General features: G+C 71.2%; 24 protein-coding genes, 1 pseudogene and 1 riboswitch. Of the genes and pseudogenes, 9 read left to right on the top strand and 16 right to left on the bottom strand.

The window, feature by feature from the left end:
- Positions 1–8: 8 nt before the first annotated feature.
- Positions 9–1,949, bottom strand: coding sequence for a GDSL-type esterase/lipase family protein (locus AERO9AM_RS11830; RefSeq protein ID WP_159576315.1), 1,941 nt, complete (start codon positions 1,947–1,949; stop codon positions 9–11).
- Between the two features lie 169 nt (positions 1,950–2,118).
- Between AERO9AM_RS11830 and AERO9AM_RS11835 the strand changes: the two genes are divergently transcribed.
- Together AERO9AM_RS11835 and AERO9AM_RS11840 are read left to right on the top strand one after the other, a co-directional pair.
- Complete coding sequence (locus AERO9AM_RS11835; RefSeq protein ID WP_159576316.1) at positions 2,119–2,289, top strand: DUF5302 domain-containing protein; 171 nt, start codon at positions 2,119–2,121, stop codon at positions 2,287–2,289.
- Positions 2,290–2,420: 131 nt separating this feature from the next.
- Positions 2,421–3,599 (top strand): hypothetical protein, encoded by a 1,179-nt coding sequence (locus AERO9AM_RS11840; protein WP_159576317.1) that lies wholly within the window; start codon positions 2,421–2,423, stop codon positions 3,597–3,599.
- Positions 3,600–3,611: 12 nt separating this feature from the next.
- Here AERO9AM_RS11840 and AERO9AM_RS11845 read toward each other — a convergent pair whose 3' ends face one another.
- Both AERO9AM_RS11845 and AERO9AM_RS11850 read right to left on the bottom strand, forming a co-directional pair.
- Positions 3,612–4,097, bottom strand: coding sequence for an SRPBCC family protein (locus AERO9AM_RS11845; RefSeq protein WP_159576318.1), 486 nt, complete (start codon positions 4,095–4,097; stop codon positions 3,612–3,614).
- Between the two features lie 122 nt (positions 4,098–4,219).
- Positions 4,220–5,662 (bottom strand): cation:dicarboxylate symporter family transporter, encoded by a 1,443-nt coding sequence (locus tag AERO9AM_RS11850; protein ID WP_159576319.1) that lies wholly within the window; start codon positions 5,660–5,662, stop codon positions 4,220–4,222.
- A 181-nt stretch (positions 5,663–5,843) separates the two neighbouring features.
- On the opposite strand from AERO9AM_RS11850, the gene AERO9AM_RS11855 reads away from it, so the two are divergent.
- The 3 genes and pseudogenes from AERO9AM_RS11855 to AERO9AM_RS11865 all read left to right on the top strand — a co-directional run.
- Positions 5,844–7,142 carry a sensor histidine kinase gene (locus tag AERO9AM_RS11855; protein WP_159576320.1) on the top strand — a complete coding sequence of 433 codons (1,299 nt, stop codon included), beginning with the start codon at positions 5,844–5,846 and terminating at the stop codon, positions 7,140–7,142.
- A complete protein-coding gene (locus AERO9AM_RS11860; RefSeq protein ID WP_159576321.1) occupies positions 7,139–7,822 on the top strand; it encodes a response regulator in 684 nt (227 codons plus the stop codon). The genes AERO9AM_RS11855 and AERO9AM_RS11860 overlap by 4 nt, the downstream gene beginning before the upstream one ends.
- Before the next feature lie 21 nt (positions 7,823–7,843).
- Positions 7,844–7,989: riboswitch (FMN riboswitch) on the top strand.
- A gap of 7 nt (positions 7,990–7,996) precedes the next feature.
- A pseudogene (locus AERO9AM_RS11865) lies at positions 7,997–8,437 on the top strand (6,7-dimethyl-8-ribityllumazine synthase); the annotation flags it as partial.
- Positions 8,438–8,499: 62 nt separating this feature from the next.
- Here the strand turns inward: AERO9AM_RS11865 and AERO9AM_RS11870 are convergent.
- The 5 genes from AERO9AM_RS11870 to efeU all read right to left on the bottom strand — a co-directional run bounded on the left by AERO9AM_RS11870 (position 8,500) and on the right by efeU (position 14,039).
- On the bottom strand, positions 8,500–9,144 hold the full coding sequence (locus AERO9AM_RS11870) for an FMN reductase (protein ID WP_159576323.1): 645 nt from the start codon (positions 9,142–9,144) through the stop codon (positions 8,500–8,502).
- Position 9,145: 1 nt separating this feature from the next.
- Complete coding sequence (locus tag AERO9AM_RS11875; protein ID WP_159577513.1) at positions 9,146–10,360, bottom strand: LLM class flavin-dependent oxidoreductase; 1,215 nt, start codon at positions 10,358–10,360, stop codon at positions 9,146–9,148.
- 124 nt (positions 10,361–10,484) lie between these two features.
- A complete protein-coding gene (efeB, locus tag AERO9AM_RS11880) occupies positions 10,485–11,813 on the bottom strand; it encodes an iron uptake transporter deferrochelatase/peroxidase subunit (protein ID WP_159576324.1) in 1,329 nt (442 codons plus the stop codon).
- Between the two features lies 1 nt (position 11,814).
- Entirely contained in the window at positions 11,815–13,047 is a 1,233-nt protein-coding gene (gene efeO, locus AERO9AM_RS11885; protein WP_159576325.1) for an iron uptake system protein EfeO, read from the bottom strand.
- On the bottom strand, positions 13,044–14,039 hold the full coding sequence (gene efeU / locus AERO9AM_RS11890) for an iron uptake transporter permease EfeU (protein ID WP_159576326.1): 996 nt from the start codon (positions 14,037–14,039) through the stop codon (positions 13,044–13,046). The genes efeO and efeU overlap by 4 nt, the downstream gene beginning before the upstream one ends.
- A 165-nt stretch (positions 14,040–14,204) precedes the next feature.
- Here efeU and AERO9AM_RS11895 point away from each other — a divergent pair, with 165 nt between their 5' ends.
- On the top strand, positions 14,205–15,209 hold the full coding sequence (locus AERO9AM_RS11895) for an isopenicillin N synthase family dioxygenase (protein ID WP_159576327.1): 1,005 nt from the start codon (positions 14,205–14,207) through the stop codon (positions 15,207–15,209).
- Between the two features lie 170 nt (positions 15,210–15,379).
- On the opposite strand, the gene rpsO is transcribed toward AERO9AM_RS11895, so the two are convergent.
- Positions 15,380–15,649, bottom strand: a complete 270-nt coding sequence (gene rpsO / locus AERO9AM_RS11900; RefSeq protein ID WP_045251768.1) for a 30S ribosomal protein S15 — start codon at positions 15,647–15,649, stop codon at positions 15,380–15,382.
- A gap of 217 nt (positions 15,650–15,866) precedes the next feature.
- Between rpsO and AERO9AM_RS11905 the strand changes: the two genes are divergently transcribed.
- Both AERO9AM_RS11905 and AERO9AM_RS11910 read left to right on the top strand, forming a co-directional pair.
- Positions 15,867–17,099, top strand: coding sequence for an MFS transporter (locus AERO9AM_RS11905; protein ID WP_159577514.1), 1,233 nt, complete (start codon positions 15,867–15,869; stop codon positions 17,097–17,099).
- Positions 17,100–17,156: 57 nt separating this feature from the next.
- Positions 17,157–18,059: a DNA-3-methyladenine glycosylase family protein gene (locus AERO9AM_RS11910; RefSeq protein ID WP_159576328.1), complete on the top strand. Its 903-nt coding sequence runs from the start codon at positions 17,157–17,159 to the stop codon at positions 18,057–18,059.
- 86 nt (positions 18,060–18,145) lie between these two features.
- Here AERO9AM_RS11910 and AERO9AM_RS11915 read toward each other — a convergent pair whose 3' ends face one another.
- The 3 genes from AERO9AM_RS11915 to AERO9AM_RS11925 form a co-directional block, all read right to left on the bottom strand.
- Entirely contained in the window at positions 18,146–18,694 is a 549-nt protein-coding gene (locus tag AERO9AM_RS11915; RefSeq protein ID WP_159576329.1) for a YceI family protein, read from the bottom strand.
- A gap of 159 nt (positions 18,695–18,853) precedes the next feature.
- Positions 18,854–19,222 carry an FKBP-type peptidyl-prolyl cis-trans isomerase gene (locus AERO9AM_RS11920; protein ID WP_159576330.1) on the bottom strand — a complete coding sequence of 123 codons (369 nt, stop codon included), beginning with the start codon at positions 19,220–19,222 and terminating at the stop codon, positions 18,854–18,856.
- A gap of 218 nt (positions 19,223–19,440) precedes the next feature.
- Positions 19,441–20,805: a PrsW family intramembrane metalloprotease gene (locus tag AERO9AM_RS11925; protein WP_159576331.1), complete on the bottom strand. Its 1,365-nt coding sequence runs from the start codon at positions 20,803–20,805 to the stop codon at positions 19,441–19,443.
- Between the two features lie 60 nt (positions 20,806–20,865).
- Here AERO9AM_RS11925 and AERO9AM_RS11930 point away from each other — a divergent pair, with 60 nt between their 5' ends.
- A complete protein-coding gene (locus AERO9AM_RS11930) occupies positions 20,866–21,735 on the top strand; it encodes a fumarylacetoacetate hydrolase family protein (protein ID WP_159576332.1) in 870 nt (289 codons plus the stop codon).
- A gap of 22 nt (positions 21,736–21,757) precedes the next feature.
- Here AERO9AM_RS11930 and AERO9AM_RS11935 read toward each other — a convergent pair whose 3' ends face one another.
- The 4 genes from AERO9AM_RS11935 to AERO9AM_RS11950 are packed head-to-tail and all read right to left on the bottom strand — an operon-like array spanning position 21,758 to position 26,603.
- On the bottom strand, positions 21,758–22,873 hold the full coding sequence (locus AERO9AM_RS11935) for a LacI family DNA-binding transcriptional regulator (RefSeq protein WP_159576333.1): 1,116 nt from the start codon (positions 22,871–22,873) through the stop codon (positions 21,758–21,760).
- A gap of 39 nt (positions 22,874–22,912) precedes the next feature.
- A complete protein-coding gene (locus AERO9AM_RS11940) occupies positions 22,913–24,751 on the bottom strand; it encodes a glycoside hydrolase family 3 protein (RefSeq protein WP_159576334.1) in 1,839 nt (612 codons plus the stop codon).
- A gap of 25 nt (positions 24,752–24,776) precedes the next feature.
- A complete protein-coding gene (locus AERO9AM_RS11945; RefSeq protein ID WP_159576335.1) occupies positions 24,777–25,640 on the bottom strand; it encodes a carbohydrate ABC transporter permease in 864 nt (287 codons plus the stop codon).
- A gap of 3 nt (positions 25,641–25,643) precedes the next feature.
- Positions 25,644–26,603 carry a carbohydrate ABC transporter permease gene (locus AERO9AM_RS11950; RefSeq protein WP_159576336.1) on the bottom strand — a complete coding sequence of 320 codons (960 nt, stop codon included), beginning with the start codon at positions 26,601–26,603 and terminating at the stop codon, positions 25,644–25,646.
- Position 26,604 lies beyond the last annotated feature (1 nt).

The raw sequence follows: 26,604 nt of genomic DNA on the forward strand, positions 1-26,604 counted from the left end.
GCGTGCGCTCAGACGTCGCTGGTCTCGCGCACGCCGCGCTCACGCCCGAGCCGCACGTAGGCGTCGTGCTTCGGGCTGCGGCCGTCCCCCGCGGTGCGACCGTGCAGGCGGCGCCACACCCACGGCAGCGCATGGCGCCGCCACCACACGCCCGCGCTCGTGCGCTCGGTCGCATGCAGCGCCTCGTCGAGAGCGCCGAGCTCGTCGGCGAGGGGCACCCCGAGCGCGACGCCGGCGCGGTAGGCCAGGAAGCGATGCCCCCGGCTGGAGAGGTGGACGAGATCCTCGCCCCAGTTCTCCCGTCGCGCGAGCTGGGGGTGCAGGTCGGTGTCCACCAGGATCGCGCCCTGCCGGCGGGCGATGCCCGCGAGCGCCGTGGCCCACGCGGAGAACCGCCGGGCGTAGATCCGCGCCGCAGGGTTGCCCGGCAGGAACGCGGTGACGAGCAGCACGTCGGCCCCCGTCTCGCGCAGCTGCCGCACCGCGTCCTCGAGCCGGGCCGCGAGCAGGGGGATGGCGACCCGCCGCTTCACCAGGTCGTTCGCGCCGATCAGGATCGACACCAGATCCGGGCGCAGCTGCAGCGCCCGACGCAGCTGCGTGCCGCACACGTCCTCGACGCGCTTGGAGCGCACTGCGAGGTTCGCGTAGTCCAGCGGCTCGCGGGCCGCCAGCAGCAGCGCCAGCCGGTCCGCCCAGCCGCGGAGCTCCCCGTCGGGACCGGGATCGCACAGCCCCTCGGTGAGCGAATCACCCAGCGCCACGTAGCGGCGCCACCGCTTGCGCTCCCCCGGCGGCGCCGGCTCCGGCCGCACCGCCCGGGGTGCGCGCAGCGAGGCGTCGACCCGGGCGAGCTCCTGAGCCTCGGCGAAATGATCGAGCAGCTGATCGCACACGGCGCTCCAGCTGCGCTGCTCCACGGCCGCGCGCCCCGCGCGCCCGAGCGCCTGGCGCTTGCGCGCGTCGCCGGCCAGGTCACGCACCCGGTCGCGGAGATCCTGCAGGTCGCCGGGGCGGTACAGCCACCCGTCGACGCCCTGCCGCACCAGGTCGAGGGGACCGCCGCGGCCCGTCGCGACGACGGGGATGCCGCTCGCATGGGCCTCCTGCAGCGTCTGGCCGAACGTCTCGCTCTCCCCCGGATGCACGAACACGTCGAACGACGCCATGGCCTCCGCCAGCTCGGCACCGCTCAGGTGCCCCAGGAACACGGCGCTGGGCAGCAGCGCCTCCAGCCGCGGCCGGGAGGGACCGTCGCCCACGATCACCAGGCGCACCCCGGGGAGATCCGCGAGCACGTGCAGATCCTCCACCTGCTTCTCCGGAGCGAGCCGGCCGACGTATCCGACCACCACGTCCGCACCGACTCGATGCGGCCACGCGGCCGCACGGCGATCGGGGTGGAAGCGCTCGGCGTCCACGCCCCTTCCCCAGCGGCGCACCCGGTCGACGCCGAGACGGGCGAGCTGCTCCTCCGACTCCGACGACGGGGCCAGCGAGAGGGTGGCACGGCGGTGCAGACGGGCGATGTGCGCCTCGGCGAGCGTCGTCGTCAGCGCCACGCCGTACCGCGCGGCGTAGGCGGCGACGTCTGTCTGGTACGCCGCCACGGCGGGCACCCCGAGGCGCTCCGCCGCGAGCGCACCGCGCCAGCCCAGCGCGAACGGCGAGGCGAGGTGCACCACGTCGGGCTCGAAACGGGCGAGGGACGCCGCCAGGCGGTGCGCGCTCGAGGTCCCGACCCGCACGGTGCGGTATCCGGGCAGGGCGACGGACGGCACCGGCTCGATGCGGGCGTGTCCGATCATGCGCGGCATGTCGGCGGCCGCGGGCGCGTACACGCGGGCCTCGTGCCCCTGACGCTCGAGATGACGGAGGATCTGCAGGACGGATCCGGTGACGCCGTTCATGTGCGGGAGGAAGGACTCCGTCACGATCGCTGCTCTCACGGGACCAGGATCCCGCCCCGGGCCGCCCGGGATCGCCGGGAACAGCCGCCGTCGCACACTGTTCACCGGATGCACCGCGATCCGTCACCGGGCGTCCTCCGGCTCGCCCGCCGCCGGTCGCCCGCCGTTCTCCGCGGCCTCGGCGGGCAGCGGGGCTAGGCTGGCGCGCATGAGTACCGACGACACCGCCGCGGCGGACATGAAGCGCAAGTTCAAGGAGGCGCTGGACAAGAAGAACGCCCAGCAGCACCGTGGCGAGGCGCACCTGGACGGCGACTCCGCCGTCCACGGCACGCACGCCGCGCAGACCCGGCGCGAGTTCCGCCGCAAGAGCGGCTGACCGCACCCTCACGAAGGGGCGCCGGCGCGAGACGTCGGCGCCCCTTCTGCGTGAGCGGCGCCCGGCACGGCGGGCGGACCGGATCGGCGCACGCGGTGGCGAACCACAGGCAACCGGGTTAGCGTCGAACGGTGAGCGTTACGACCCGGACCGTCGCTCCCCCGCGCAGGGGCCGCGCGGCGCGCCCGCTCACGGCGCTGCTGACGGCCGCGGCGCTGGCGGCTCTGCCGGTGTTCGCGCCGCCGGCCTACGCCGATGACTACCCGTCCTGGCAGGACGTGCAGAACGCGCAGGGGAACGAGCAGGCCACCCAGGATCAGATCGCTAAGGTCGACGACGCGCTCGCCGCCACCCAGCAGAAGGCCGCGGACGCCTCCACGGCGGCGATGAAGGCGGCCGAGACCGCCAAGGCCGCGCGCGAGGCGGCCGATGCCGCCGCCACGCGCGCCGATGAGCTCACCGCCCAGGCGACCGCCGCCGAGCGGACCGCGCAGGAGGCGCACGAGCAGGTGGGGACCATCATCGCCGGTCGCGCACGCACCGAGGCCTCGTCGCCGCTCCCCGCGCGGCTGTTCACCGCGGCCGACCCGGATCAGCTGCTCACGCGGCTCGGCGTCATGCAGCGCCTCGACGCCACCTGGGCGACGCTCAGCGAACGCGCTCTCGCGGAGCAGGCGGTGGCGGGCTCGCTGCAGGACCAGGCGCAGGCCGCTCGGGTGGCACGCGACCAGCTCGCGACGAGCGCCGAGCAGGCCGCGCAGCAGGCGCAGGCCGCGGCGGACGCCGAGGCCGCCGCCGTGCGGGACCTGCAGGGGCACATCACGACCCTCTACGCACAGCTGGCGGCATTGAAGAACACGACGGCGGACGTCGAGCGGCGCTACCGGATCGGACAGCAGGTGGCCGAGCAGGCCCGTGAGCAGGCCGAGGCGGCAGCTGCAGCCGCATCCGGCGGAGGCGGGGACGGCGGGTGGACCGACCTCGGCGGCGACGGCGTGGACGTCGACCCTGCCGGAGCCCAGGCATACGCCGCCGGGCAGCTGGGCAACTACGGCTGGGGACAGGACCAGTTCCCGTGCCTCTACCGGCTGTGGATGCAGGAGTCCAGCTGGCGGGCGGACGCGCTGAACCCCGACAGCGGCGCCTACGGCATCCCGCAGGCTCTGCCGGCCGACAAGCTGGCCGCCGCCGGCGCCGACTGGCGCACCAACGGGAACACCCAGGTGGACTGGGGTCTGAGTTACATCCTCGACCGCTACGGGTCGCCCTGCGGCGCCTGGTCGCACGAGGTCGCGCACAACTGGTATTGAGCGGGCGGCCCGTCACGGCTGTGCGAGCGTCGCGCGCGCCGCGTCGAGAACGACCGGATCCGCACAGCCACGGGCGAACCCGGCGATGCGCCGACGGATCTCGTACCCGAGGACCACGGATCCGATCCTCTCCGCGATCGGTGCGAGCCAACCCGGCCGGCAGGTGAAGTTGTACTTCCAGACGGCGCGCGTGCCCGCCTCCGCGGCCTCGAAGCGCCAGCCGGCGCCGAGCGTGCGGAAGAACCAGGGCCCCTTCTCCATCGTCATCCCGACGTTCGTCGGCGGGGCGTACGAGACGTAGCGCGTGATCATCGACAGGCCGAACCGCTGCCGTGTGAACGTGCGGACGCCCTTGGCCGGCACCGTGGATCCGTCGAGGAAGTGCTGTTCGCGGATGAACCCGTCCCAGCGCCTACGCACCTGCCCGGTGGTCTGCGAGACGGCGTACGCCAGGTCGGGTGGGATCGGGACGACGACGGCGGCCTGGACGACGGGCATGCTTCGACGCTATCGCCCCGACCGGACGGACAGCACACGACCGCCGGCCGCGGCGACGAGCGGCGGGCCGGGGCAGGAGGCCTCGTCGGCGCCCCTGCCCCGGCCCGCAGCGGGGATCGTGGTCAGCCCCGCCCGCTGCGCGCGCGGGCGCGCTCCTGCTTCGCGGCCATCTCGTCGACCGCCGCCTGCCCGAGGGTCGCGGTGCTGACTCCCTCTCGGGAGCGCGGCTCATCGTGACCGTGGACGCCGTCCAGCATCGACTCGTCGAACGGCTCCGCTCCGGACAGCACGCGCCGCATCCGCTCGCCGTCGACCTGCTTGGTCCAGGAGCCGATGAGGATGGTCGCCACCGCATTGCCGGTGAAGTTCGTCAGGGCGCGCCCCTCCGACATGAAGCGGTCGATCCCGACGATGACGCCGACGCCGTTCACCAGGTCGGGACGGTACGCCTGCAGTCCGCCGGCGAGGGTCGCGAGCCCGGCTCCGGTGACGCCCGCCGCGCCCTTGCTCGCGATGATCATGAAGACGAGCAGCCCGATCTGCTCGGGGATCGACATGGGCTGTCCCAGACCGGTCGCGATGAACAGCGACGCCATCGTCAGGTAGATCGCCGTGCCATCGAGGTTGAACGAGTATCCGGTGGGCACCGTGATGCCGACGACGGGCTTCGCGACGCCCAGGTGCTCCATCTTCGCGATGAGCCGGGGCAGAGCCGACTCGGACGACGAGGTCCCGACGATCAGCAGGTACTCGCGGGCGAGGTACTTCATCAGCTGGAAGATGTTGACCCGGGCGACGAGCATCAGGATCCCGCCGAGCACGACGACGATGAACACGATGCAGGTCAGGTAGAACGCGCCGAGGAGGATCCCGAGGCTCCAGATGGCGGCGACGCCGGTCTTGCCGACCACGGCAGCGATCGCGCCGAACGCGCCGAGCGGGGCGAGCCACAGGATCATCCCGAGCACCCGGAAGACGAGGGTCTGCAGGTGCTTGATCGCCCCCATGATGGGCGCGCCGCGGTCGCCCAGACCCTGCAGCGCGAAGCCGACCAGGAGCGCGATGAACAGCACCTGCAGCACGCTCTCGCCGGTGAAGGCGCCGAAGAACGTCGCCGGGATGATGCCGAGGATGAAGTCCTGCGTGGTCTTCGCCTCGGTCGTCGTGGCCGCCTCATACGTCGCACCGGCCATGTGCAGCCCCTCACCGGGGTGGATGATGTTGCCCACGATCAGGCCGATCGCGAGGGCGAACGTCGACATGACCATGAAGTACACCAGCGCGAGGCCGCCGATCTTGCCGACCGTCGCCGCCTTGGCGATGGATCCGACGCCGATCACGATCGTGCAGAAGATGATCGGCGCGATCATCATCTTGATGAGGCTGACGAAGCCCTTGCCGATGGGCTCGAGCCCCTGGGCGAACTGCGGGAACACGAGCCCCACCACGATGCCCAGCGCCACCGCGATGAGCACGGACACATAGAGCCAGGTGTGCTTGTCCCAGGAGTTCTTGCCGCGGCGCCAGTCGTGCCGCGGGAGAGTGAAACCTTCGGTGAGAGCCATCATCGCCTCCGCTGAATGAATCGGTCGCCCGCACCACTCCGGGCGGGCCATGCCGACCATGGTGCGGATCGACGGCGCCCCGCGGCGAGTTCTGTTCGTATTGAAACCGGCGCCGACCCGGTACGCGCCTCCATCGGCGGCGCGACGTCGCGCATACTGGCTGAGGAGGTCCGGATCGGCGATGGCGACGACACGACGCGGCAGGGTGCGCAGCGCCGCATCGAGCGTGTTCGCCCTGCTGATCGGATCCGTGCTGCTGATCGGCGCCGCGATCGGAGCGTTCCTCACCTGGGAGGCGCAGACCTCGGCGCGCCAGGAGGCCGAGCACGTCACCACCGCCGTCGCCCATGCGCTCTCCGCCGCTCCGGCGATCGAGGCGGCCGTGTCCGCGCCCGACCGCGCGGCGGCCTCAACGGGGCTGCGCGCCTACGTCGAGTCGGTGCGCACCGGGGCGGGCCTGGACTTCATCACGGTGATGGACCGCGACGGCGTGCGCCTCACCCACCCGGATCCCGCGCAGGTCGGCGGGCACTACCTCGGCACGATCCCCGGCGACGGTCGCACGCTGACCGAGCAGTACACCGGAACCCTCGGGCCGTCGGTGCGCACGATCGCCCCGGTTCACGACGCGGGAGGCGCGGTGGTCGGCTGGGTCTCGGCCGGGGTGACCGTGGAGTCCCTGTCCGGCGCCCTGTTGCGCCGCCTGCCGGTGATCGCGCTGCTCACCCTGGCGGTGGTGGCCCTGGGCGCCGTGGGCGCGGTGCTCGCGCGGCTCGCCACCCGGAGGATCACCGGCGATCTGGACGCGCGGGACGTGCGCGACGCCGTCGCCGGCTACGAGTCGGTGCGCACGCTCGGCGAGGCCCTGCGCGCCCAGACCCACGAGCACGGCAACCGGCTGCACACCGCGCTCGCACTGCTCGAGCTCGACCGCAAGGACGAGGCGATCGCTCTGCTGTCGGAGTCGTCCGTGCAGAGCCAGTCCGTGATCGACCAGATGACCCTGCGCGACGGGGATCCCACCGTGGCCGCGCTCCTGCTCGGCAAGGCGTCACAGGCGAAGGAGCGCCGGGTGCACTGGCAGGTCGTCGTCGATCCGGCCGCACCGCGGGCGGACCTGGATCCCGTCGACGCCGTCGCAGTGGTCGGCAACCTCATCGACAACGCCCTGGACGCCGCCGCCCAGGAGGGCACCGACGACGCGGGTCGCTGGGTGCGCGTGGAGATCGCGCCGGCGGAGGGCGGCCAGGTGGCGATCACCGTCTCGGACAGCGGCCCGGGGATCCCGGAGGAGCTCGGTGAGCGCGTGTTCGAGCACGGCGTGTCCACCAAGCCCAGCGATCGCGCGGGCCGCGGCGTGGGCCTCGCCCTCGTCCGGGAGGTCGTGCAGGCGGCCGGCGGGAGCATCGCCGTCACGCGCGATCCCACCGCGTTCCGGGTGACGCTGCCCGCGGCACCGGTGAAGGCGGGACGCCGATGATCGGGGTCCTCATCGTCGACGACGACCCGCTGACACTCGAGCTGCACGCGGCCTACGTCGGCCGGCTGGAGGGCTTCTCCGTCGTCGGCGAGTGCACGGGGGTGCGCTCCGCGCTCACCGCGATCGCCGAGCTGGGCCCGCGCATCGACCTCGTCCTGCTCGACATCACCATGCCGGACGGATCCGGGATCGACGTGCTCCGGCGGATCCGCGCCGCGGACGCGGACATCGATGTGATCGCGGTGACGAGCGTGCGCGACGTCGACGCCGTGCGGCGGATGTCCGCGCTGGGGGTCGCCCAGTACCTGCTCAAGCCCTTCCCGTTCCGCGTCTTCCGGGAGCGCATGGAGCAGTACGCCGAGCGCCGGGCGCGCGCGATAGGGATCACCGGCGCCGCCAGCCAGGACGAGATCGACGCGCTCGTCGGCGGCCCGCCCACCGGCGCGGTGGCGCTCCCCAAGGGGCTCACCGCCGAGACGCTGCAGGCGGTGACCGCCGCCCTGCGCGCGCACGGCGAGCTGTCTGCGCGCGAGGCGGGGCCGCTCGTCGGCGTCTCGCGGGTCACGGCGCGGCGCTACCTCGAGCACCTCGTGGACGCGCGCGTCGCCACACGCGCTCCCCGCTACGGCACCCCCGGGCGACCCGAGACGGCCTACCGGCTGACGGGCGCCGGATCCTGACCGTCCGCGGTGATAGCGTCGTCCTGTCCTCAGGGCGGGGTGGAATTCCCCACCGGCGGTGACGCGGCCGATGCCGCGCGAGCCCGCGAACGGTCCCCATGGCGGGGACCGCCGATCCGGTGCGAATCCGGAGCCGACGGTCAGAGTCCGGATGAGAGAGGACAGAAGGAGCAGTCCACCATGCCCAGAATCGCCATCGTCGCCGCCCAGTGGCACGCCGAGATCGTGGAGCAGGCCGTCGCCGCATTCGTCGAACGCCTGACCGAGCTCGGCCTCGACCAGGTCGACGTCTTCCGCGTGCCGGGAGCGTTCGAGATCCCCCTGCACGTGAAGCGCCTCGCGCGCGGCGGCCGGTACGCCGCTGTCGCGACCAGCGCACTCGTCGTGGACGGCGGGATCTACCGGCACGACTTCGTCGCGGGAACCGTCGTCGACGCGCTCATGCGGGTCCAGCTGGAGACCGACGTGCCCGTTTTCTCGGCCGTGCTCACGCCGCATCACTTCCATGAGCACGCCGAGCACCGCGACTACTTCACCCGGCACTTCGCGGTGAAGGGCCGGGAGCTGGCCGACGCCGTGTCCGCCACGATCGCGAGCCTCGCCGCGATCGGCTGATCCCGACGACGATGGCCGGTGCACCCGCACGGAGTGCACCGGCCATCGCCGTGAATCGCGCCCTACTCCCCCGCGAGGCCTCCGAGGAGATGGCCGAAGGAGCGGCCCTCGCCGAGGTAGTTGCCGGGGTCGAAGGGATCCTTGTCGGCCGCCGGCTCGCGGCGGGCCATCGCCTCGGCGAGCTCGCGCGCGCCGCGCTCGATGCGCTGGCTGAGCGGCGCGACGTCGTCGGCCTTCGCACCCCAGTCGCTCGACGCGGCGAACACGCCCGTCGAGACCGGCTCCGCATGCAGATAGGTGAACAGCGGGCGGATCGCGTAGTCGATCGCGAGCGAGTGCCGCGCCGTGCCCGCGTTCGCGCCGATGAGCACCGGCTTGCCGGCGAGCGCATCCGGATCCAGCACGTCGATGAACGACTTGAACAGGCCGGAGTAGCTCGTCGAGAAGATGGGCGTGACGGCGATGATGCCGTCGGCGGACACCACGGTGTTGATCGCGGAGTCCAACGCCGGAGGCGCGAACCCGGTCAGCAGGTTGTTGGTGATGTCGTGCGCGAGGTCGCGCAGCTCGATCACGTCGACGCTGACCTCGGATCCCAGCTCGCCGAGCCGGTGCGCGGTCTCCGCCGCGAGCCGGTCGGCGAGCATCCGGGTGGAGGAGGGGTTGCTGAGCCCCGCGGAGATCACGGCGATACGACGCGCGCCCATCTCAGTTCGCCCCCTTCGTGGCCGCCGCGCCGAACGAGGAACCGGCCACGGCCGGGACCGCACCGCCGTCCTGATAGGGCGAGCCGGCGGTGAGGTTGTCGCCGCGGTTCGCGCCGGGACGCGCCTCCCGCGACGGCCCGTCGCCGTACACCGCCTTCACGCGCGCCGCGTGGGTGGGGGCGTCCGGAACGGACGCGGGGCGGTTCTGGGCGAGCTCCTTGCGCAGCACCGGCACGACCTCCCCGCCGAGGAGGTCGAGCTGCTCGAGCACGATCTTGAGCGGGAGGCCGGCGTGGTCCATGAGGAACAGCTGACGCTGGTAGTCGCCGAAGTGGTCGCGCATGGCCGCGTAGCGGTCGATCACCTGCTGCGGCGAGCCGACGGTGAGCGGCGTCATCTCGGTGAAGTCCTCCATCGAGGGGCCGTGACCGTAGACCGGGGCGTTGTCGAAGTACGGGCGGAACTCGTCGATCGCGTCCTGCGACTTCGGGCGCATGAACACCTGTCCGCCGAGGCCGACGATCGCCTGCTCCGGAGTGCCGTGGCCATAGTGCGCGAAGCGCTGCCGGTACAGCTCGATGAGGCGCTGGTAGTGCTCCTTGGGCCAGAAGATGTTGTTCGCGAAGAAGCCGTCTCCGTAGTACGCGGCCTGTTCGGCGATCTCCGGCGTGCGGATCGAGCCGTGCCACACGAAGGGTGCAACGCCGTCGAGCGGGCGCGGGGTGGAGGTGAAGCCCTGCAGCGAGGTGCGGAACTTGCCCTCCCAGTCCACGACGTCCTTGGTCCACAGCTCGTGCAGCAGGGCGTAGTTCTCGATCGCGAGCGGCAGTCCCTGTCGGATGTCCTTGCCGAACCAGGGGTAGACCGGACCGGTGTTGCCGCGGCCCATCATGAGGTCCATGCGGCCGCCCGACACGTGCTGCAGCATCGCGTAGTCCTCGGCGATCTTCACCGGGTCGTTCGTGGTGATGAGCGTGGTGGACGTGGAGACGATCAGACGCTCGGTCTGCGCGGTGAGCGCCGCGAGGAACGTCGTCGGGCTCGACGACCAGAACGGCGGGTTGTGGTGCTCGCCGATGGCGAAGACGTCGAGGCCGACCTCTTCCGCGTGCTTGGCGATCGTGAGCGTGTTCTGGATCCGCTCCCGCTCGCTCGGGGTCTCCCCGGTCACCGGGTTGCGTGTGATGTCGCTGACCGACATGAGGCCGAACTGCATGCCCGACCAGGTGCTCGACTCGCTCACTGCTGTCTCCTTCAGATTTCTATTCACTTGAATATATCTGGTGAAACGCGTGCTACGCAGAAGTATTCCCCGGTTCCGGGACGCGGACCAGGCCCGCTCAGGCGAAGAGCCCGGCTCCGACGTAGGAGCCCTTCTCCGCCCCCGGCGGGATCGCCCAGATCCCGGACCCGATGTGGCGGATGTACTCGCTCATCAGGTCGGTGGAGAGCCGCTTCTGCAGCGTCACGAACTGCTCCGGCGAGCGCTGATAGGACAGGAAGAACAGGCCGGCGTCGAGCCGTCCCAGGTCATTGTTGCCGTCGACGTAGTTGTACCCGCGGCGCAGGATCCTGATGCCGTCGTTGAGGGTGGGATGCGCGAGCCGCACGTGCGCGTTCTCGTCGATCGCGTGACCGTGGAACACCGGCTCCGTCATCTCGCCGCCGCCCGACAGCGGCGCCCCGCTGCCCTTCGCCCGGCCGATGGTGCGATCCTGCTCGGCGAGCCGCAGGCGGTCCCAGGTCTCGACGAGCATCGCGATCTTGCGGGCGACCAGGTAGGACCCGCCCGCCATCCAGGCCGGCTCGTCCTTCTCGCCCACCCAGACGTGCTCGGCGAGCGCCTTCGCGTCGTCGGCGAGGATGTTCGCCGTGCCGTCCTTGTAGCCGAACAGGTTGCGCGGCGTCTGCTGATCGGCCGAGGTGCGCGAGGTGCGCCCGAATCCGAGCTGCGACCAGCGCAGCCGGGCACGGCCGAACGCGATCCGGCTCAGGTTGCGCACGGCGTGCACCGCGACCTGCGGGTCGTCCGCGCAGGCCTGGATGCACAGATCCCCGCCGGTGTAGGCCGCGTCGAGCGCGTCGCCGACGAAGCCGGGCAGGTCGGCGAGCACAGAGGGCCGTCGGTCCGCGATCCCGAACCGGTCGCCCTCGGCGAGGAAGAGGGACGGCCCGAGGCCGAACGTGATGGTGAGCCCGGCCGCCGTCAGGCCCTGCGCCTCGCCGGTGTCGTCCGGCGGCGCCTCCGGGGAACCGTCGACGGCGCCGGAGGCGCTGACGTCCAGCCCCTTGGTGAGGCGCGATGCGGCGTAGCTCCAGTCCTGCAGCAGCGACATCAGGTCCTCGCGGCTGGCGCGGGGCATCATGTCGAAGCTCGCGAAGTGCAGATGATCCTGCACACGCGTCGTGATTCCCGCCTGATGCACGCCTTCGAAGGCGTACTCGTCCGCGACCGCGGACCCGCCGGAGGCTCCCGCGGTCGCGCCGACCGCCGCAGCGCCGCCCGCGCCGACGGCGATGCCGGCGACACCGCTGCCGAGCGCCCAGCCGATCAGGCCGCGACGGCTGATACCGGGGCGTCCGGCGCTCTCCGAGGCGGTCGCCTCGGTCGGCTCGGATGCGATCTCGGAGTGCGGGACCTGTCGTCCCCCGGGCTCGGATGCGGTCATGTCAGCCCAGGATCGTGCTGGTGAGCTTGGAGAGGGGCTCGGCGAGCGCGTTCAGCAGGTCGGTGAGGTCGCGCTTCTGGGCCTCGGTGACCGTCGCGTACGGCGCGAAGCCGTCCTTCAGCGAGCCGTGCACGGCGAGTTCCGCCTCCAGCGCCGAGAAGCCGCGGTCGATCTGCTGCACGAGCTTCTTGCCCTCGGCGCCCTTGCTCTCGGCGAACTCCCGCACGACGGAGAAGGCCATCTTGGACCCTTCGACGTTCGCCGCGAAGTCGGAGAGGTCGGTGCCGGACCACCAGTCCTCCTCACCGGTGATCTTGCCGTTGGCCACCTCGTCCAGGAGCGAGATCGCGCCGTTGGAGATGCCCGCGATGCCGTTGGACTCGAGGTCCTTGACGAACGCGTCGGAGTGCACGTGGTCGTACAGCTCCTGCAGGTCGGCGAGCAGCTTGTCCGCGAACGCCGCGCGCTGCGCAGGAGTGGACGGCGCCCAGTCCTGGGTCGCGGGCGTGGTGCCGTCGGCGTTCATCGCCCCCGGCGCGGGCGCCCACAGGTCCTTCTCGATGCGGTGGAAGCCGGTCCAGTCGATGCCCTCCGCCTTGGCGTCGAGCTCGCGGAAGTCCAGGCGGGGGTCGAGGGTGCCCAGCTGCTCGGCGATCGGCTCGATCCGCTCGTAGTACGAGCGCACGGTCGCGAACTGCGCCTTGGCCGCCGCATCGTCGCCGTCGCGGTATGCGTCTGCGAACGTCTTCGCGGCCGGGATGAGCTGACCCACCTGGTCCTTCACGAAGGCGGCGTACTGGGTGAGCGCCTTCTGCTTCTGGGCGGCGTCGCCGCCGGTCTCGGCGACCTTCGCGCCGGTCACCGAGAAAGCGGTCCTGCCGACGCCGGATCCCACCATCCCGGGCTTGCACACGGTGAAGTACTTGCCGGGCTGGGCGACGACGGTGAGGGTGCGCGAGGCGCCGGGCGCCACGTTCTCGACTTCGCCGACGATGCGCACGCCGTCCGCGGCGAGCAGGTAGAACTCGGTGACCTCGTCCCCCTTGTTGCTCACGTCGAAGGCGAGGGTTCCGCTCTTCGCAGTGCCGGCCGAGACGGTGCACGCGTCTGCCGTGGACGACACCGAGAGCCGTCCGGCTGCGGCGACGTCGCTCTTCGCGACGCAGCCGGTGAGGGCGAGACCGAGGACCGCGGCGGCGCCGAGGAGCGCGATCGGGCGGCGGGCGAGAGTCATGAGGCTCCTTCGGGTGAGGCAGCCGCCGACGCGATGCGCGTGGCCGACGGCTCCGCGGCGACGGGCGCCGACGCGGATGAGGGGACGGATTGTGAGGCGGCGGGCGCCGCGACCGCCCGCGGAGCGGTACGGCGCAGGCCTCGCACGAACAGGGTGCCGACGATCAGCAGATACAGCGCCCAGGCGATCACCTGGATCCAGCTCATCCGCGGCATGAAGCCGATGGTGGCCTGCAGCAGCACGGCGAGAGCGCTGTCGGGACGGATCGCCGCCGACACATCGAAGGCCCAGCCGAACGGAAGCCCCGCCCAGCCGGTCAGCACGGCGCCCGCAGCGTCGAGCGGCGCGGCGGCGGTGAACGGGCCGGGCACCACCCCCGCCTCCTGCAGGTCGCTGAACGCGTACGCGAGGACGCCGGCGGCGATGACGACGAGGAAGCCGCCGGTCCAGGTGAAGAAGCGGGAGAGGTCCAGACGCACCGCGCCGCGGGCGAGCAGCCAGCCGGCGAGCACGGCGACGACGAGGCCGAGGGCGGCGCCGAGGATCGCCGAGGGCGCGTCGCCGAACGACTGCACCATCGACCAGAGCAGCAGCGTGGTCTCGACCCCCTCGCGCGCCACCGACACGAAGCCGACCAGGACGAGCGCCCACACGGTGCCCGCCTCGAGGGCGCGATCGACACCGCCCTGCAGCGTGGCCTTCATGGTGCGCCCGGCCTTGCGCATCCAGAAGATCATCCAGGTGACCATGCCGACGGTGACGATCGACAGCGTCCCGCCGATGATCTCCTGCCCCTGGAACGTGAGGGCGTAGGCGCCGAAGGTGAGGACGGCGCCGATGACCAGCGCGAGCAGCACCGCCGCCCCGACTCCCGCCCACAGCCGCGGCAGCACGTCCTTGCGGTCGAGGCGCTTGAGGTAGGCGACGAGGATGCCGACGACGAGCGCGGCTTCGAGGCCTTCACGAAGGCCGATGAGGAAGGTGGCGAACACGGAGGGCAGTTCCTGACGAGTTTCTGAGGTAAGGCATCCCTTACCTGGATGACTCTATCATCCGCTCCCCCGGACTTCAGACACACGCGGACCCCGGCGGATGCGCGGCGGTAATCCTCGGCAACATTCGTCTCGACGCCGCCTCAGCCGATCTAGCCTCGCCTCATGGCCGAACTGAACCTTCCGATCCTCGATCTCTCCCAGCTCGACGCCGGCCCGGAGGCGGCGGCGCGCTTCCGCGACGATCTGCGCGCGGCGACCCATGACGTCGGTTTCTTCTACCTCACCGGGACCGGCGTGACGCCGGACCTCGAAGGGCGCCTGCTCCAGGCGGCGAAGGACTTCTTCGCCCTTCCCGAAGCCGACAAGCTCGCGATCGAGAACGTGAAGAGCCCGCACTTCCGCGGCTACACCCGGATCGGCGGCGAGCGCACGCAGGGAGCCGTCGACTGGCGCGAGCAGATCGACATCGGCCCCGAACGCGAGGCGGTCGACGGCGGCCCCGGCTACAACCGTCTGATCGGGCCGAACCTCTGGCCCGAGGCGCAGCCCGAGCTGCGCGAGGTCGTCGCGGAGTGGCACGAGCACCTCTCCGGCGTCGCACGCAAGCTGCTGCGCGCATGGGCCCTCGCACTGGGCGCGCCGGAGAGCTACTTCGAGGAGAACTTCGGCGACCCGTCGACGCTGATCAAGATCGTCCGCTACCCGGGCACGCATGAGCCGGAGCCGCAGCAGGGCGTCGGCGCACACAAGGATTCCGGCGTGCTGACCCTGCTCTGGGTGGAGCCCGGCAAGGGCGGCCTGCAGGTCGAGCGGGACGGCACCTGGGTCGATGCTCCCCCGGTCGACGGTGCGTTCGTCGTCAACATCGGCGAGCTCCTCGAGTACGCGACCGACGGCTACCTCAAAGCGACGAACCATCGCGTGGTCTCGCCGAAGGCACCGGACGAGCGGATCTCGATCCCGTTCTTCTTCAACCCCGCCCTCGATGCGCGCCTGCCGCTGATCGAGCTTCCGCCGGAGCTCGCCGCCCAGGCCCGCGGTGTCACCAAGGATCCGTCCAATCCGATCCACGCCCTGTACGGCGAGAACGCCCTGAAGTCTCGGCTGCGCGCCCACCCGGACGTCGCCGCGATCCACCACGCGGACCTGGTCGGCGCTCCGGCCTGACCGCCAGGCGCGCCCGGAAACGGGTCGAGGCCCGCCCCACACCGTGGGACGGGCCTCGCAAGAATGTTTCGCGCGATTGAACGCTGGCTGCTTAGCGGCGCAGACCGAGACGCTCGTACTTCGATACGCTCCCTCCGGTCGCTACTCAGCAACCGGAAGGCGTCTGCGTCTTATCGACGCAGACCGAGCCGCTCGATGAGCGAGCGGTAACGCTCGATGTCGACGTCCTGGAGGTAGCCGAGCAGACGACGGCGCTGACCGACGAGCAGGAACAGGCCACGACGCGAGTGGTGGTCGTGCTTGTGCTCCTTGAGGTGCTCGGTGAGGTCCTTGATGCGCTGCGTCAGCATCGCAACCTGCACCTCGGGGGATCCGGTGTCACCGGGGTGCGTCGCGTACTCTTCGATGATCGCCTTCTTGACGTCTGCATCCAGTGCCATAGGTGATCCCCTTCCTCTTTGCTGCGCGGTGCCCGACGCCGAATGCGTGGGCTCTCTTTATCCGCGGCCGATCGAACGGCAACCGCACAAGTCTATCAGCACCACGCGGCCGTGCGCGCCGCACCTCGATCCGAGGTCCTCCCACACGGATACGCTCGATCGAGTGAGTCACCTGATCGACCTGAGCCCGTTCCGGCAGAGCCCGGCATTCGCCCGGATGTGGATCGGATCCACGCTCAGCGGCATCGGCGGTCAGCTCACCGCGGTCACGGTGATGCTGCACGTGTTCGCCCTCACGCACAGCACGTTCGCCGTGTCCATGATCGCGGTGGCAGGGCTCGTGCCGATGATCCTCGCCGGCCTCTACGGCGGCATGCTCGCCGACGCGTTCGATCGCCGACGGGTGGCGCTCCTCGCCGCGGTGGTCACCTTCGCCGCCACCGCCCTGCTCGCGGTCCTCACCTGGACGCACACCGAGAACATCTGGTGGCTGTACGCGCTCAGCATGCTCATCGCCGCCGCGAACTCGGTGGGCATGGCCACGCGCACGGCGATCGTGCCGCGCCTTCTCCCCCGCGAGCTGCTGGCCCCCGCGTCGGCGCTCAACGGGGTCACCTTCGGGATGACCGTGATGGCCGGTCCGGCACTCGCCGGCGTCCTCGTGGCGCTCACCGGATACGGGTGGACCTACACGATCGACGTGGTCCTGATGCTGTCGATGTTCCTCGGCCTGTGGACGCTGCCCGCACTCGCACCGGAGGGCGAGATCGTGCGCCCGGGACTCGCGTCGCTCGTCGACGGATGGCGCTTCCTGCGGCGCGCGAGCAACATCCGCATGCAGTACGTGCTGGACCTCTGCGCGATGACCTTCGGCCAGCCGCTGGTGCTGTTCCCCGCTCTCGGCACCGTGATCCTCGGTGGCGGCGCGGTGACCACCGGCCTGCTGACCGCGGCCGTCGCCGTCGGCACCTTCCTGTCGAGTCTGTTCTCCGGGCGCATCGTGCACTACCGCTGGCACGGCCGGGGCATCGCTCGCGCCGTGCAGGCCTACGGCGCCGTGATCGCCCTGTTCGGCGTGGTGCTCGTCGCCGGGGCGCTCCTGCCGGGCAGGCATGCCGATGCGGCATCCCCGGACGTCGTGCTGATCGTGCTCGCCTGCATCGCCCTGGCGTTCTCGGGCGCCGCCGACAACGTGAGCTCGATCTACCGCAACACCATGATGCAGGCCGCCGTGCCGGACGCGATGCGCGGACGCCTGCAGGGCGTGTTCATCGTCGTCGTGGCGGGAGGGCCGCGCCTGGGCGCGCTGTACGCGGGGACGCTCGCCTCGCTCACCGCGCTGTGGTTCCCGCCGCTGCTCGGCGGGCTGGTGGTGATCGGACTCGTCGCCGTGCTCGTGCGGCTGAGCCCGCGGTTCCGCGCCTACGACGCGGAGGATCCGCAGCCCTGAGCGCTGCCTCGCCGCTCCCTCTCGCGAATGTCCCCGGCCCGGAGCAGAGTGTGCGGCATGAGCACCGCCGTCCGCACCGCCACGCTGCCCCTCGTCGGGCCGTACGACCTCCGCGAGGTCGCACTCATGGGATTCGGCCACCGCGACGAATCCGCCTTCGACGGCGTCATGCGACTGGCGTTCTGCACCGATGCCCTCGACACGCAGGTCGGCGTGGAGGTGCGCCAGCAGGATGACGCGCTCGTCCTGACGGTGCACGGGGACGGCGATCTCGACGCGATCGCGGCACAGGTCGCCCGGGTCGTGTCCGCCGACCACGACGGCGAGGCCTGGGCGCAGGTATGCAGCGCCGATCCCGTGCTCGCGCGCGTGCACGCGGCAGCGCCGGGCTTCCGTCCGTCGAACTTCTACAGCCCGTACGAGGCCGCCGTGTGGGCCGTGCTGTCGGCGCGCCGTGCGCGGCGCCAGGGGATCGCGCTGCGCGAACGGCTGTCCCGCCAGCACGGCGCGGTCTTCGAGATCGCCGGGCGCAGCGAGGCTGCGCTCCCCCTGCCCGAGCAGCTGCTCGGGATCGAGGCCTTCCCCGGTCTGCCCGCGGATCGGATCCCGCGACTGCGCGCGATCGCCCGCGCGGCGCTGGACGGCCGGCTCGACGTGCGCCGGCTCGCCGGCATGTCGCCGGCCGACGCGATGCTCGACGTGCAGCAGCTGCCCGGCATCGGACCGTTCTACAGCGCGCTGATCGTGATCCGCGCCTGCGGGTTCGCCGACGTGCTCCCCACCCAGGAGGAGCACACCCGCGCCGCGGTCCAGGCCCTGTACGGTCTCGATCACGCTCCCGACCAGGCGGAACTCGAGCGGATCGCGCAGGCCTGGCGCCCGTTCCGCACCTGGGCTGCCGTGGCGTTGCGGGCGATCGGATCCCGGCTCGTCGACGACAGGCGCGCGACCATGGCGTGACGCCTCGGTTCCCCGGCGACGACGACGAAGGGCGGACGCCGCGTGCTGCGGCGTCCGCCCTCGAATCGTGCGGGATGACGCGGAGGTCAGGCCTCCAGCGCGCCCTGCAGGTCGAGCGTGATCGTCACGTCCTTGCCGACGAGAACCCCGCCGGTCTCCAGCGCCGCGTTCCAGGTGAGACCGAAGTCCTCGCGGTTGATGACGGTCTTCGCCGAAGCGCCCGCCTTGTAGTTGCCGTACGGGTCTGAGCCGAAGCCGCCGAAGTCGAGCTCGAAGGTGACGGGCTTGGTGACGCCGTGGATGGTCAGGTCGCCATCGACGAACAGGTCGCCGTTCTCGGCGCGCGCACCGGTGGAGACGAAGTCCATCGTGGGGTACTTCTCGACGTCGAAGAAGTCACCCGACAGCAGGTGACCGTCGCGACCGGCGTCGCCGGTGCTCAGCGAGCTCACATCCACGCTCGCCTCGACGCGCGCCTCGAGCGGGTTCTCGGGCGCGACGAGGGTGGCGCTCTTCACGCCGAACGTGCCGCGCACCTTGGAGATCATCATGTGACGGACGCTGAAGGTGACCTCGCTGTGGGCGGGGTCGAGGTTCCAGGTGCCGCTGCGGTAGCCGGGGATGTCGATGGTCATGAGTGCTCCTCGTCGGAAGTTTCGTCGGTGTCGCGTGGGCGACATGATCATCCAACCTGCATTCATCTGAATACATTCCCGACTCGCCGGTTTTTTTCGGAACCGTGCCGCGGACACGACGAAGGCCCCGCCGGATGACGGGGCCTTCGCGCGATTCGTTCAGCCGACGGCGACGAGGTCGATGATGAAGATCAGGGTCTTCCCGCCGAGGAAGTGACCGGATCCGGCCGGCCCGTAGGCGAGGTGCGGGGGGATGGTCAGCTCACGGCGACCGCCGACCTTCATGCCGGGGATGCCCTCCTGCCAGCCCTGGATCAGGCCGCGCAGCGGGAACTGGATGGTCTCACCGCGGCCCCACGAGGAATCGAACTCCTCGCCGCTGTCGTACTCGACTCCGGCGTAGTGCACGGTCACGGTGTCGCCGGGCTTGGCCTCATCGCCCGTTCCCTCGATGATGTCGCGGATCACGAGCTCCGTGGGAGCGGGTCCGGTGGGGGCGTCGAACTCGGGCTTGGTGCGCTCAGTCATGCCTCCATACAACCCGAGCGCGCACGGCGAGGTCAACGCGAACGGTGCGCCGACGGCGAACAGCCCCGCGGCGAGAGCTCCGCACGGACCGATCCGCCCACGTGGAGTCCTTGACATCCCCGCGCGGCGGGTGCAACCTGTCTTCAGATCAACTCAGCGCCCGGAGGACTTGCAGGCATCGCCGCAGCACCGGGCGCTGAGTCTTGCTGCGCGAGGGCTCACATCGCCAGCAGGGCATCCCGAGCGGCGTGCGTCCGGTGCAGCAGGGCCTGCTCGTCCTGTGCAGCCAGCGGATCCCGGCCTGTGATGATGCGCTGACGCACCGAGGCCAGCGTCGTGGCGTCCTTGATGAACCCGCGCATGATCGGACGGCGGTCGCCGCGGAGCCCGGCCGCCCACTGCAGGCCCGCGCGGCGCCCCGCCGGCGTCGCCAGCATCGACACCTCCTGCGGCGTGAACCACCCGGCGGCCGCGTAGTCGCTGAGGCGCGCATAGGTGAGGCGGGACTCCTCCTTGCGCAGGAGGATGATCACGACGATGAAGCCGACGAACAGCGGCACCTGCAGCACGATGTACAGCACGAAGAAGTTGCCGATCGAGGAGGATCCGTTCCACAGCGCGTGCAGCGCCATCGCACCGAGCAGTCCTACCGCGCCGAAACCCAGCGCGCGTGCGGCGGAGGCTCCCCGCCGCGCCGCGAGACCGATCGCGAAGCCCGTCACCGAGGTGAACATCGCGTGCGCGAACGGCGACATGAGCCCGCGCAGCACGAATGTGACGGTGAGGTCTCCGGCACCGCCCTCGATCAGGCTTATCGCGAAGTACTGGATGTTCTCGGTGAACGCGAAGCCGGCGCCGACGAGAGCGCCGTAGACGATGCCGTCGATCGGTCCGTCGAAGCTGCGTCGCGCCATGAGGAAGATCAGGAACACGCCGAGCCCCTTGGCGAGCTCCTCGACGAGCGGCGCCTGGATCACGGCGGTGAGGTCGTCGCCGCGCCGCCCGAGCAGCAGCGTGAGCAGCAGATCGACCAGCAGGGCGAGCCCCACCGCGGCGATGGCACCCCAGGCGATCGCGAAGACGATGAGGGAGCGCGGCTCCGGCTCCCAGCGGTCGATGAAGAAGACCCCGAAGAACACGATCGCGAGCGGCACGAGGGCCAGCACCATGCCGATCATCGACGCCGCGGGCCCCAGCGCCCACACGAAGTAGGCGATCAGCCCCAGCAGCACGAAGCCGAGCACGCCGAACGCCCAGACCGAGGCGTGGCGCCCCTTCGCCGAGGGCACCGGCAGAGCGGGCACGGCCTGCACCGGCGCGGGCGGGGTATAGGTGGTGTAGGCGACCGCGCCGTGATGCTCGGGCCGTTGCGCGAGCACCGATCCGTACACCGGAGCGACCGGCGTGGAGGCCGTCTGCGGATAGCCCTGCGGCTGCACGAACTGGGGCTGCTGCGCGTACTGGGGCTGCGCGTACGGCTGCTGCGGGTACTGCGGCGAAGCGGGGGCGACGGGCGGGGCGTACGGCGAGGCCTGCGGGGCGGGGCGCTGCGCGGCGGGATCGCCGTGTCCTCCAAAGCTCATGCCCAAAGCCTAGAGGCTCGCTCGGGCGGCGTCGCGGGCGCGGCCGGTAGCGTGGAACCCATGCGGTTCGCTCATCTGCGCCGTCCCGAGTCCGACATCCCCGTCCTCGCCGTCCTCGACGACGCCGGCGCGACGCTCGTCTCCGATCTCGTGGATCCGGCCCCTGCCACACTCCAGCAGCTCATCGAGGGCGGCGACGACCTTCTCGCCCGCGTGCGCACCGCGCACGCGGAAGGCGCCGCCCCGGTGCACTCCCTCGACGGATTCGGGTTCAGTTCGGCGGTGCTCGCTCCCCCGGTCGTGCTGGCCGTCGGACTGAACTACGCCGCCCACTCGAGCGAGCTCGGGCTCAAGACCGACACCGCTCCCACCGTCTTCACCCTGTGGCCGAACTCGCTCACCGGGCACGAGCAGACCACCTCGTGGCCGCGGGCGCTGTCCGAGTCGGTCGACTACGAGGCGGAGCTCGGCGTGCTGATCGGGGCGGCCGCCAAGGACGTCTCCGCCGAGGACGCACTCGACCACGTCTGGGGCTACACGGTCGTCAACGACATCACCGCCCGCGACATCCAGTTCGCCGAGGCGCAGTGGTCGCGCTGCAAGTCCTTCGACGGGTTCTCCCCCACCGGGCCGGTGGTGGTCACCGCGGACGAGATCCCGGATCCGCAGGACCTGCACATCTGGACCGTGGTCGACGGCCACACCGTGCAGGACGCATCGACCGCGCAGATGGTGCGGCCCGTGTCGGCACTGATCGCGCACCTGTCCCGCTCGCTCACGCTGCGCCCCGGGACGCTGATCTCGACGGGCAGCCCCGGCGGCGCCGGATACTCCCGCGATCCGCAGATCTTCCTGCGCGACCGCTCGACCGTCACGGTCGGCATCGACGGCATCGGCGAACTCACCACGCACTGCCGGATCCTGGACTGACCTTCCGGCTGCGGGGGGCGGTTCAGCAGCCGCAGCTGCCCCCGATACGGAGATCCGTCGCCAGCCGAACGGTACGCGACGGCGCACTCCCGTCACCGGGGTCGGTCAGCAGCAGATGGGCCGCGATGCGCCCCATCAGCTCCATCGGCTGTCGCACCGTCGTGAGCGACGGCGCCGACAGCCGGCTCGCCATGATCCCATCGAAGCCGGTCACGAGCACGTCCCGCGGCACGACGACCCCTTCACCGCGGAGCACGTCCATCACGCGGAGCGCCGTCTGGTCGCTGCCGCAGACCAGCGCGTCGGGCAGGCTCCCCGCTCCCGCGCGTTCGCGCAGCACCGGGTAGGCGGGGAGGCGCTCGAGATCGGTGTCGTCGAGCGTCTCCGCTTCGGCGCCTCCGATGTCCTGCACCGCCGAGAGGAACCCTTCGCGGCGCTCGTCCAGGTCGTCCTCGCCGATCGCCCCGACCCACCCGAACGACCGCGCGCCGTGCTGCTCGTGCAGGTGCCGCACGAGCATCCGCATGCCTCCGGCGTTGTCGACCGTGACCCGATGTCCGATGCCCGCACGCTTGCTCAGCTGCACGACCGGGACACGCGCCGCCACCGCCTCGATGGCCGCCGTCGTCGAACGGCCGGGCAGGATGGCGAGGCCGTCCACCCGTCCCGCGGTGTCCGCGAGGTCGGACACTCCCACCCCGCCGCTCGAGAGCAGCACCGCCGTGCCGTTGCGCTTGCACTCGAGCACGAAGCCGCGCTGCACCTCGTCGACGTACAGCGGGAAGGTGCGCGGATCGCTCTCGCGCTCGTCCGCCGCGGCGTCCCACGACACGGGGTCGGCACCCAGGTCGAACTCGTCGAGGTCGATCCGCGCGGCTCCGCGCGCCGGCGCCGACGCCCCGGGCTCCTCGTCGAGCAGCATGTCGAAGAGATGCAGCCCGAGCACCCCGGTCCGCCCCCGTGCGAGGCTGCGCGCGGATCCGCTCGGCACGTAGCCGATCTCGCGCGCCGCCTCGAGCACGACCCGACGGGTGTCCTCGCGCACCCGGTCGGGGCGGCGGAACGCGAACGAGACCGTGGCGATCGACACGCCGGCGCGCTGCGCGACGTCATAGACGGTGGGGCGGCTCGACGCCATGAGCACCTCGCTTTCGGAGCGATTCTACTGAGCGGGCGGTCAGCCGATCCTCAGGCCCGTGCCGCGGCGGAAGACCGGATCCTCCGTGCCGTCGGGGACGTCGGCGAAGGCGGCCCGCACCGCGTCCATCGACCGCGGGATGTCGACGGGGAGGACGCCGCGCGGCGGGACCCGCCCGGAGAGCGCCGCGAGCAGGGCCGCGTCCGAGCTGCCGAACTCGACCGCGATCGCGGCGGCGAACGGCACGAGCGGCGTGAGGATCGCGGGACGGTCCAGGTTCACCACGACCACGAGCGGGCAGTGCTCCGCGATCCGGCGCAGTCGCACGATGAGCCCCGGCGGGAACTCGAGCGACCCCTGGTGGAACCAGGCCTCGAGGAAGAGGTCGTCGCGGGGCTCGAACGGCGCCCCGATCCGCACCAGGGCGAGGTCCGCGTCCTCCGGGGCCGCGACCCGATCGGCGTACTCGGCGAGCGCCGGAGTCGCGACGCCCTCGGCGTAGATCCTCGGCCTCCCGCTCCGGAACAGCGGGAGCGTGCCGTCCCGGTTCTGCAGCACGGTGAGGGATTCGGCCTGGGCTCGCTCCCCCTCGACGCGGAACTCCGCGGCGCCCACGATGCGCTCGGCCTCGTCCTCGTCCACGTACGGGTCGTCGAAGAGGCCGAGGCGGAACTTCACCAGCAGGATCCGCCGCGCCGACCGGTCGATCCGCTCCTCGCCGACCGCCCCCTCGGCGAGGAGCTCCAGGAGCAGCTCGACGCACTCCTCTCCGCCGAACTGATCGACACCCGCGTCGAGCAGCCGCAGCAGCCGCTCCCTCGGGCTCAGCTCCTCGACGCCCCAGGCGCGCGCCGGCAGCACCTGATCGCCGACGTGGTTGTCGTTGATCAGCTCCCAGTCGCTGAGGACGACGCCGTCGTAGCCCAGTTCCTCCCGCAGCAGGTCGGTGACGATCTGCCGGCTGTAGCTGAAGCCGACCTCCTCGATCGGCTCGCCGTTGCGCACCAGCCCTACCGGCATCCCGTAGTACGGCATGATCCCCGCCGTCCCCCGCCGGATCGCCTCGACGAACGGGCGCAGATGCTCCTCGAAGCGCCCGCCGGGGTACACCTGCTCGCGCCCGTACGGGAAGTGCGCGTCCTCGCCGTCGAGCTGCGGCCCGCCGCCCGGGAAGTGCTTCGTGATGCAGGCGACGCTCTGCGGACCGAGTTCGGCGCCCTGGAACCCCTCGAGGTAGGCGGCGGTCATCTCGGCCACGCGCTCGGCGTCGTAGCCGAACGTCTGCGCCTGGCGTCCCCAGCGCGCCTCGGTCGGCAGATCCACCTGCGGATGCAGCGCCATCCGGATGCCCACCGCGCGGTACTCCCGCCCGGCGATCTCGGCGAAGCGCCGCACGAGGTCGACGTCGTCCAGGGCCGCAAGCCCCAGCGGCTCGGGCCACTGCGAGAACGGACCGGCGGCGAACCCGACGCCGGAGTTCTCCACGAAGGCGTGCCGCGGATCCGTGCTGATGGTCACCGGGATGCCGTGCGGCGTGCCGGCGGCGAGCGCCTGGAGCCGGTTGTTCCACCGCGCCCCTTCGCGGGCGCTCCGCATGCCGTGCACGTTGAAGTGCGTGAGGTGCTTGCGGAGCACGACCTCCGAGGTCGGCGACTTCGAGATGGCGCCGGGCGCCTCCTGCAGCTCGCCGTCGTCGCCGATCTCGATGACGGTGTGGAACAGCAGCCCTACCTTCTCCTCGATCGACAGGCGGCCGAGCAGATCCTCGACCCGCTCCTGGGAGCTCAGCCGGGGATCCTCATACGGATCCATCACGCCGTTGCCGTTGAGGTCGCGGAAGCGCACACCCTCCGCCGTCGTCCGGTACTCGTCACTCATCCGTGTCCCTCTCGTCGTCGTTGCGTCATTTCAGGCCCGTCGTCGCGACGCCCCGGATGAACCACCGCTGCAGGAAGACGAAGAGCAGCAGGATCGGGGCGATCACGAGCACGGAGCCGGCGAGCAGCAGCCCGTAGTCGGTGGCGTTCTGGCCCGTCGAGTACAGCGACAGGGCGACGGGCAGCGTGTACATGTCCTCGGTCTGGGCCGCCACGAGCGGCCACAGGAAGTTGTTCCACGACCCCAGGAAGGTGAGGATCCCGAGCGTCGCGAGCGGGGGTCCGCACAGCGGCATCACGACCCCGCGGAAGATCCTCCACTCCCCCGCCCCGTCCAGGCGCGCCGCCTCGAGCAGCGCGTCGGGGATCCCCGCCATGAACTGGCGCATGAGGAACACGCCCAGAGGTGCGGTGATGAACGGCAGGATCAGCGCGGGATAACTGTTGACCAGCCCGAGCTTGGAGACCATCACGAACAGCGGGACGAAGGTCACCACGCCGGGCACCATGAGCGTGGTCATCACGGCCCCGAAGAGGATGCGCTTACCGGGGAACTCCATCTTCGCCAGCGCGTACCCGACCATGGAGCAGAACACGAGGTTGCCGAGGACGGTCACGAGGGCGACGATCAGGCTGTTCGCGAAGAAGTGCCAGAAGTCCAGCGGGCCGAACCACTGCGCGTAGTTCGCGCCGGTCGGCTCCTGCGGCCACCACGTGGGCGGCCGGCGCAGGATCTCCCCCTGCGTCTTGACGGATCCGAGCACCATCCAGACGAACGGGATGAGCCAGATCACGAGGCCGACGGTGAGCACACCGTAGGAGGTCGCCCTGCCGCTCAGGCGGCGGGCACGAGGCCGGCGGCCCGCGGACGGGGTCTGTGCGAGAGCCATGGATCAGTCCTTCGATCGCAGCAGGCGGAACTGCAGCAGGCTGACGAGCGCGATCACGAGGAACAGCACGTAGCTGGCCGCAGAGGCGAGACCGTATTCGCCGAACCCGAACTGCTGGTAGGTGTAGAACGCCACGGAGAGCGTCGAGTCGAGGGGCCCGCCCTTGGTCATCACGAAGGACTCCTCGAAGAACTGCAGGTAGCCGACGGAGATGAGCACGGCTCCGAGCAGGAGCGTGGGCCGCAGCAGCGGCAGGGTCACCGAGACCAGTCGCCGCCAGGGCGAGGCGCCGTCCATGATCGCCGCCTCGGTGACGTCCTCCGGGACCGCCTGGAGTCCCGCGAGGAAGATCACCATGAGGGTGCCGACGTTGCGCCACACCGCCATGAGGATGAGCGAGGGCAGCGCGAAGGCGGGATCGTTCAGCCAGTTGGGCCCGTGGATGCCGATCGCCGCGAGCGCGGTGTTCAGCAGACCGTCGGGCTGCAGGATGTAGCGCCAGACGACGGCGACGGCCACGATGCTGGTGACCACCGGCGCGTAGAACCCGACCCGGAAGAACGAGACGAGGCGCCCCTTGCCGCTGTTCAGCGCCAGGGCGAGCGCCAGCGCCACGATCATCGTCACGGGGATGCCGACCAGCACGAACAGTCCGGTGACACCCAGCGAGGTGAGGAATCGCGGATCGCGGAAGAGCGTGACGTACTGCTCGAGGCCGACGGCGTCGACGGCGAACGGCGAGCCGATGTCTCGGGCTGTGAAGTCGGTGAACGACATCGCGAACGAGCCCACGATCGGCACGATCATGAAGATCGCGAAGACGAGCACGAAGGGCAGGGCGAACCCCCACGCGATGAGGGCCCGCCGGCGACGGGCGGCGGCGAACGCGCCGCCGCCGCGCCGGTCGTTCCCGCCGCCGGAGCCCGCGCGGGCTGCGGCGGCGGGGAGGACGGTGGCCGTCATC

Source organism: Microbacterium sp. 8M (assembly GCF_902506375.1).
Lineage (GTDB): Bacteria > Actinomycetota > Actinomycetes > Actinomycetales > Microbacteriaceae > Microbacterium.

Coding starts and splice junctions, on each gene's coding strand:
- AERO9AM_RS11835 (WP_159576316.1), top strand. CDS start 2,119: ATGAGTACCGACGACACCGCCGCGGCGGACATGAAGCGCAAGTTCAAG.
- AERO9AM_RS11845 (WP_159576318.1), bottom strand. CDS start 4,097: ATGCCCGTCGTCCAGGCCGCCGTCGTCGTCCCGATCCCACCCGACCTG.
- AERO9AM_RS11850 (WP_159576319.1), bottom strand. CDS start 5,662: ATGGCTCTCACCGAAGGTTTCACTCTCCCGCGGCACGACTGGCGCCGC.
- AERO9AM_RS11855 (WP_159576320.1), top strand. CDS start 5,844: ATGGCGACGACACGACGCGGCAGGGTGCGCAGCGCCGCATCGAGCGTG.
- AERO9AM_RS11860 (WP_159576321.1), top strand. CDS start 7,139: ATGATCGGGGTCCTCATCGTCGACGACGACCCGCTGACACTCGAGCTG.
- AERO9AM_RS11870 (WP_159576323.1), bottom strand. CDS start 9,144: ATGGGCGCGCGTCGTATCGCCGTGATCTCCGCGGGGCTCAGCAACCCC.
- AERO9AM_RS11875 (WP_159577513.1), bottom strand. CDS start 10,360: ATGCAGTTCGGCCTCATGTCGGTCAGCGACATCACACGCAACCCGGTG.
- efeB (WP_159576324.1), bottom strand. CDS start 11,813: ATGACCGCATCCGAGCCCGGGGGACGACAGGTCCCGCACTCCGAGATC.
- efeO (WP_159576325.1), bottom strand. CDS start 13,047: ATGACTCTCGCCCGCCGCCCGATCGCGCTCCTCGGCGCCGCCGCGGTC.
- AERO9AM_RS11895 (WP_159576327.1), top strand. CDS start 14,205: ATGGCCGAACTGAACCTTCCGATCCTCGATCTCTCCCAGCTCGACGCC.
- rpsO (WP_045251768.1), bottom strand. CDS start 15,649: ATGGCACTGGATGCAGACGTCAAGAAGGCGATCATCGAAGAGTACGCG.
- AERO9AM_RS11905 (WP_159577514.1), top strand. CDS start 15,867: ATGTGGATCGGATCCACGCTCAGCGGCATCGGCGGTCAGCTCACCGCG.
- AERO9AM_RS11910 (WP_159576328.1), top strand. CDS start 17,157: ATGAGCACCGCCGTCCGCACCGCCACGCTGCCCCTCGTCGGGCCGTAC.
- AERO9AM_RS11915 (WP_159576329.1), bottom strand. CDS start 18,694: ATGACCATCGACATCCCCGGCTACCGCAGCGGCACCTGGAACCTCGAC.
- AERO9AM_RS11920 (WP_159576330.1), bottom strand. CDS start 19,222: ATGACTGAGCGCACCAAGCCCGAGTTCGACGCCCCCACCGGACCCGCT.
- AERO9AM_RS11925 (WP_159576331.1), bottom strand. CDS start 20,805: ATGAGCTTTGGAGGACACGGCGATCCCGCCGCGCAGCGCCCCGCCCCG.
- AERO9AM_RS11930 (WP_159576332.1), top strand. CDS start 20,866: ATGCGGTTCGCTCATCTGCGCCGTCCCGAGTCCGACATCCCCGTCCTC.
- AERO9AM_RS11935 (WP_159576333.1), bottom strand. CDS start 22,873: ATGGCGTCGAGCCGCCCCACCGTCTATGACGTCGCGCAGCGCGCCGGC.
- AERO9AM_RS11940 (WP_159576334.1), bottom strand. CDS start 24,751: ATGAGTGACGAGTACCGGACGACGGCGGAGGGTGTGCGCTTCCGCGAC.
- AERO9AM_RS11945 (WP_159576335.1), bottom strand. CDS start 25,640: ATGGCTCTCGCACAGACCCCGTCCGCGGGCCGCCGGCCTCGTGCCCGC.
- AERO9AM_RS11950 (WP_159576336.1), bottom strand. CDS start 26,603: ATGACGGCCACCGTCCTCCCCGCCGCCGCAGCCCGCGCGGGCTCCGGC.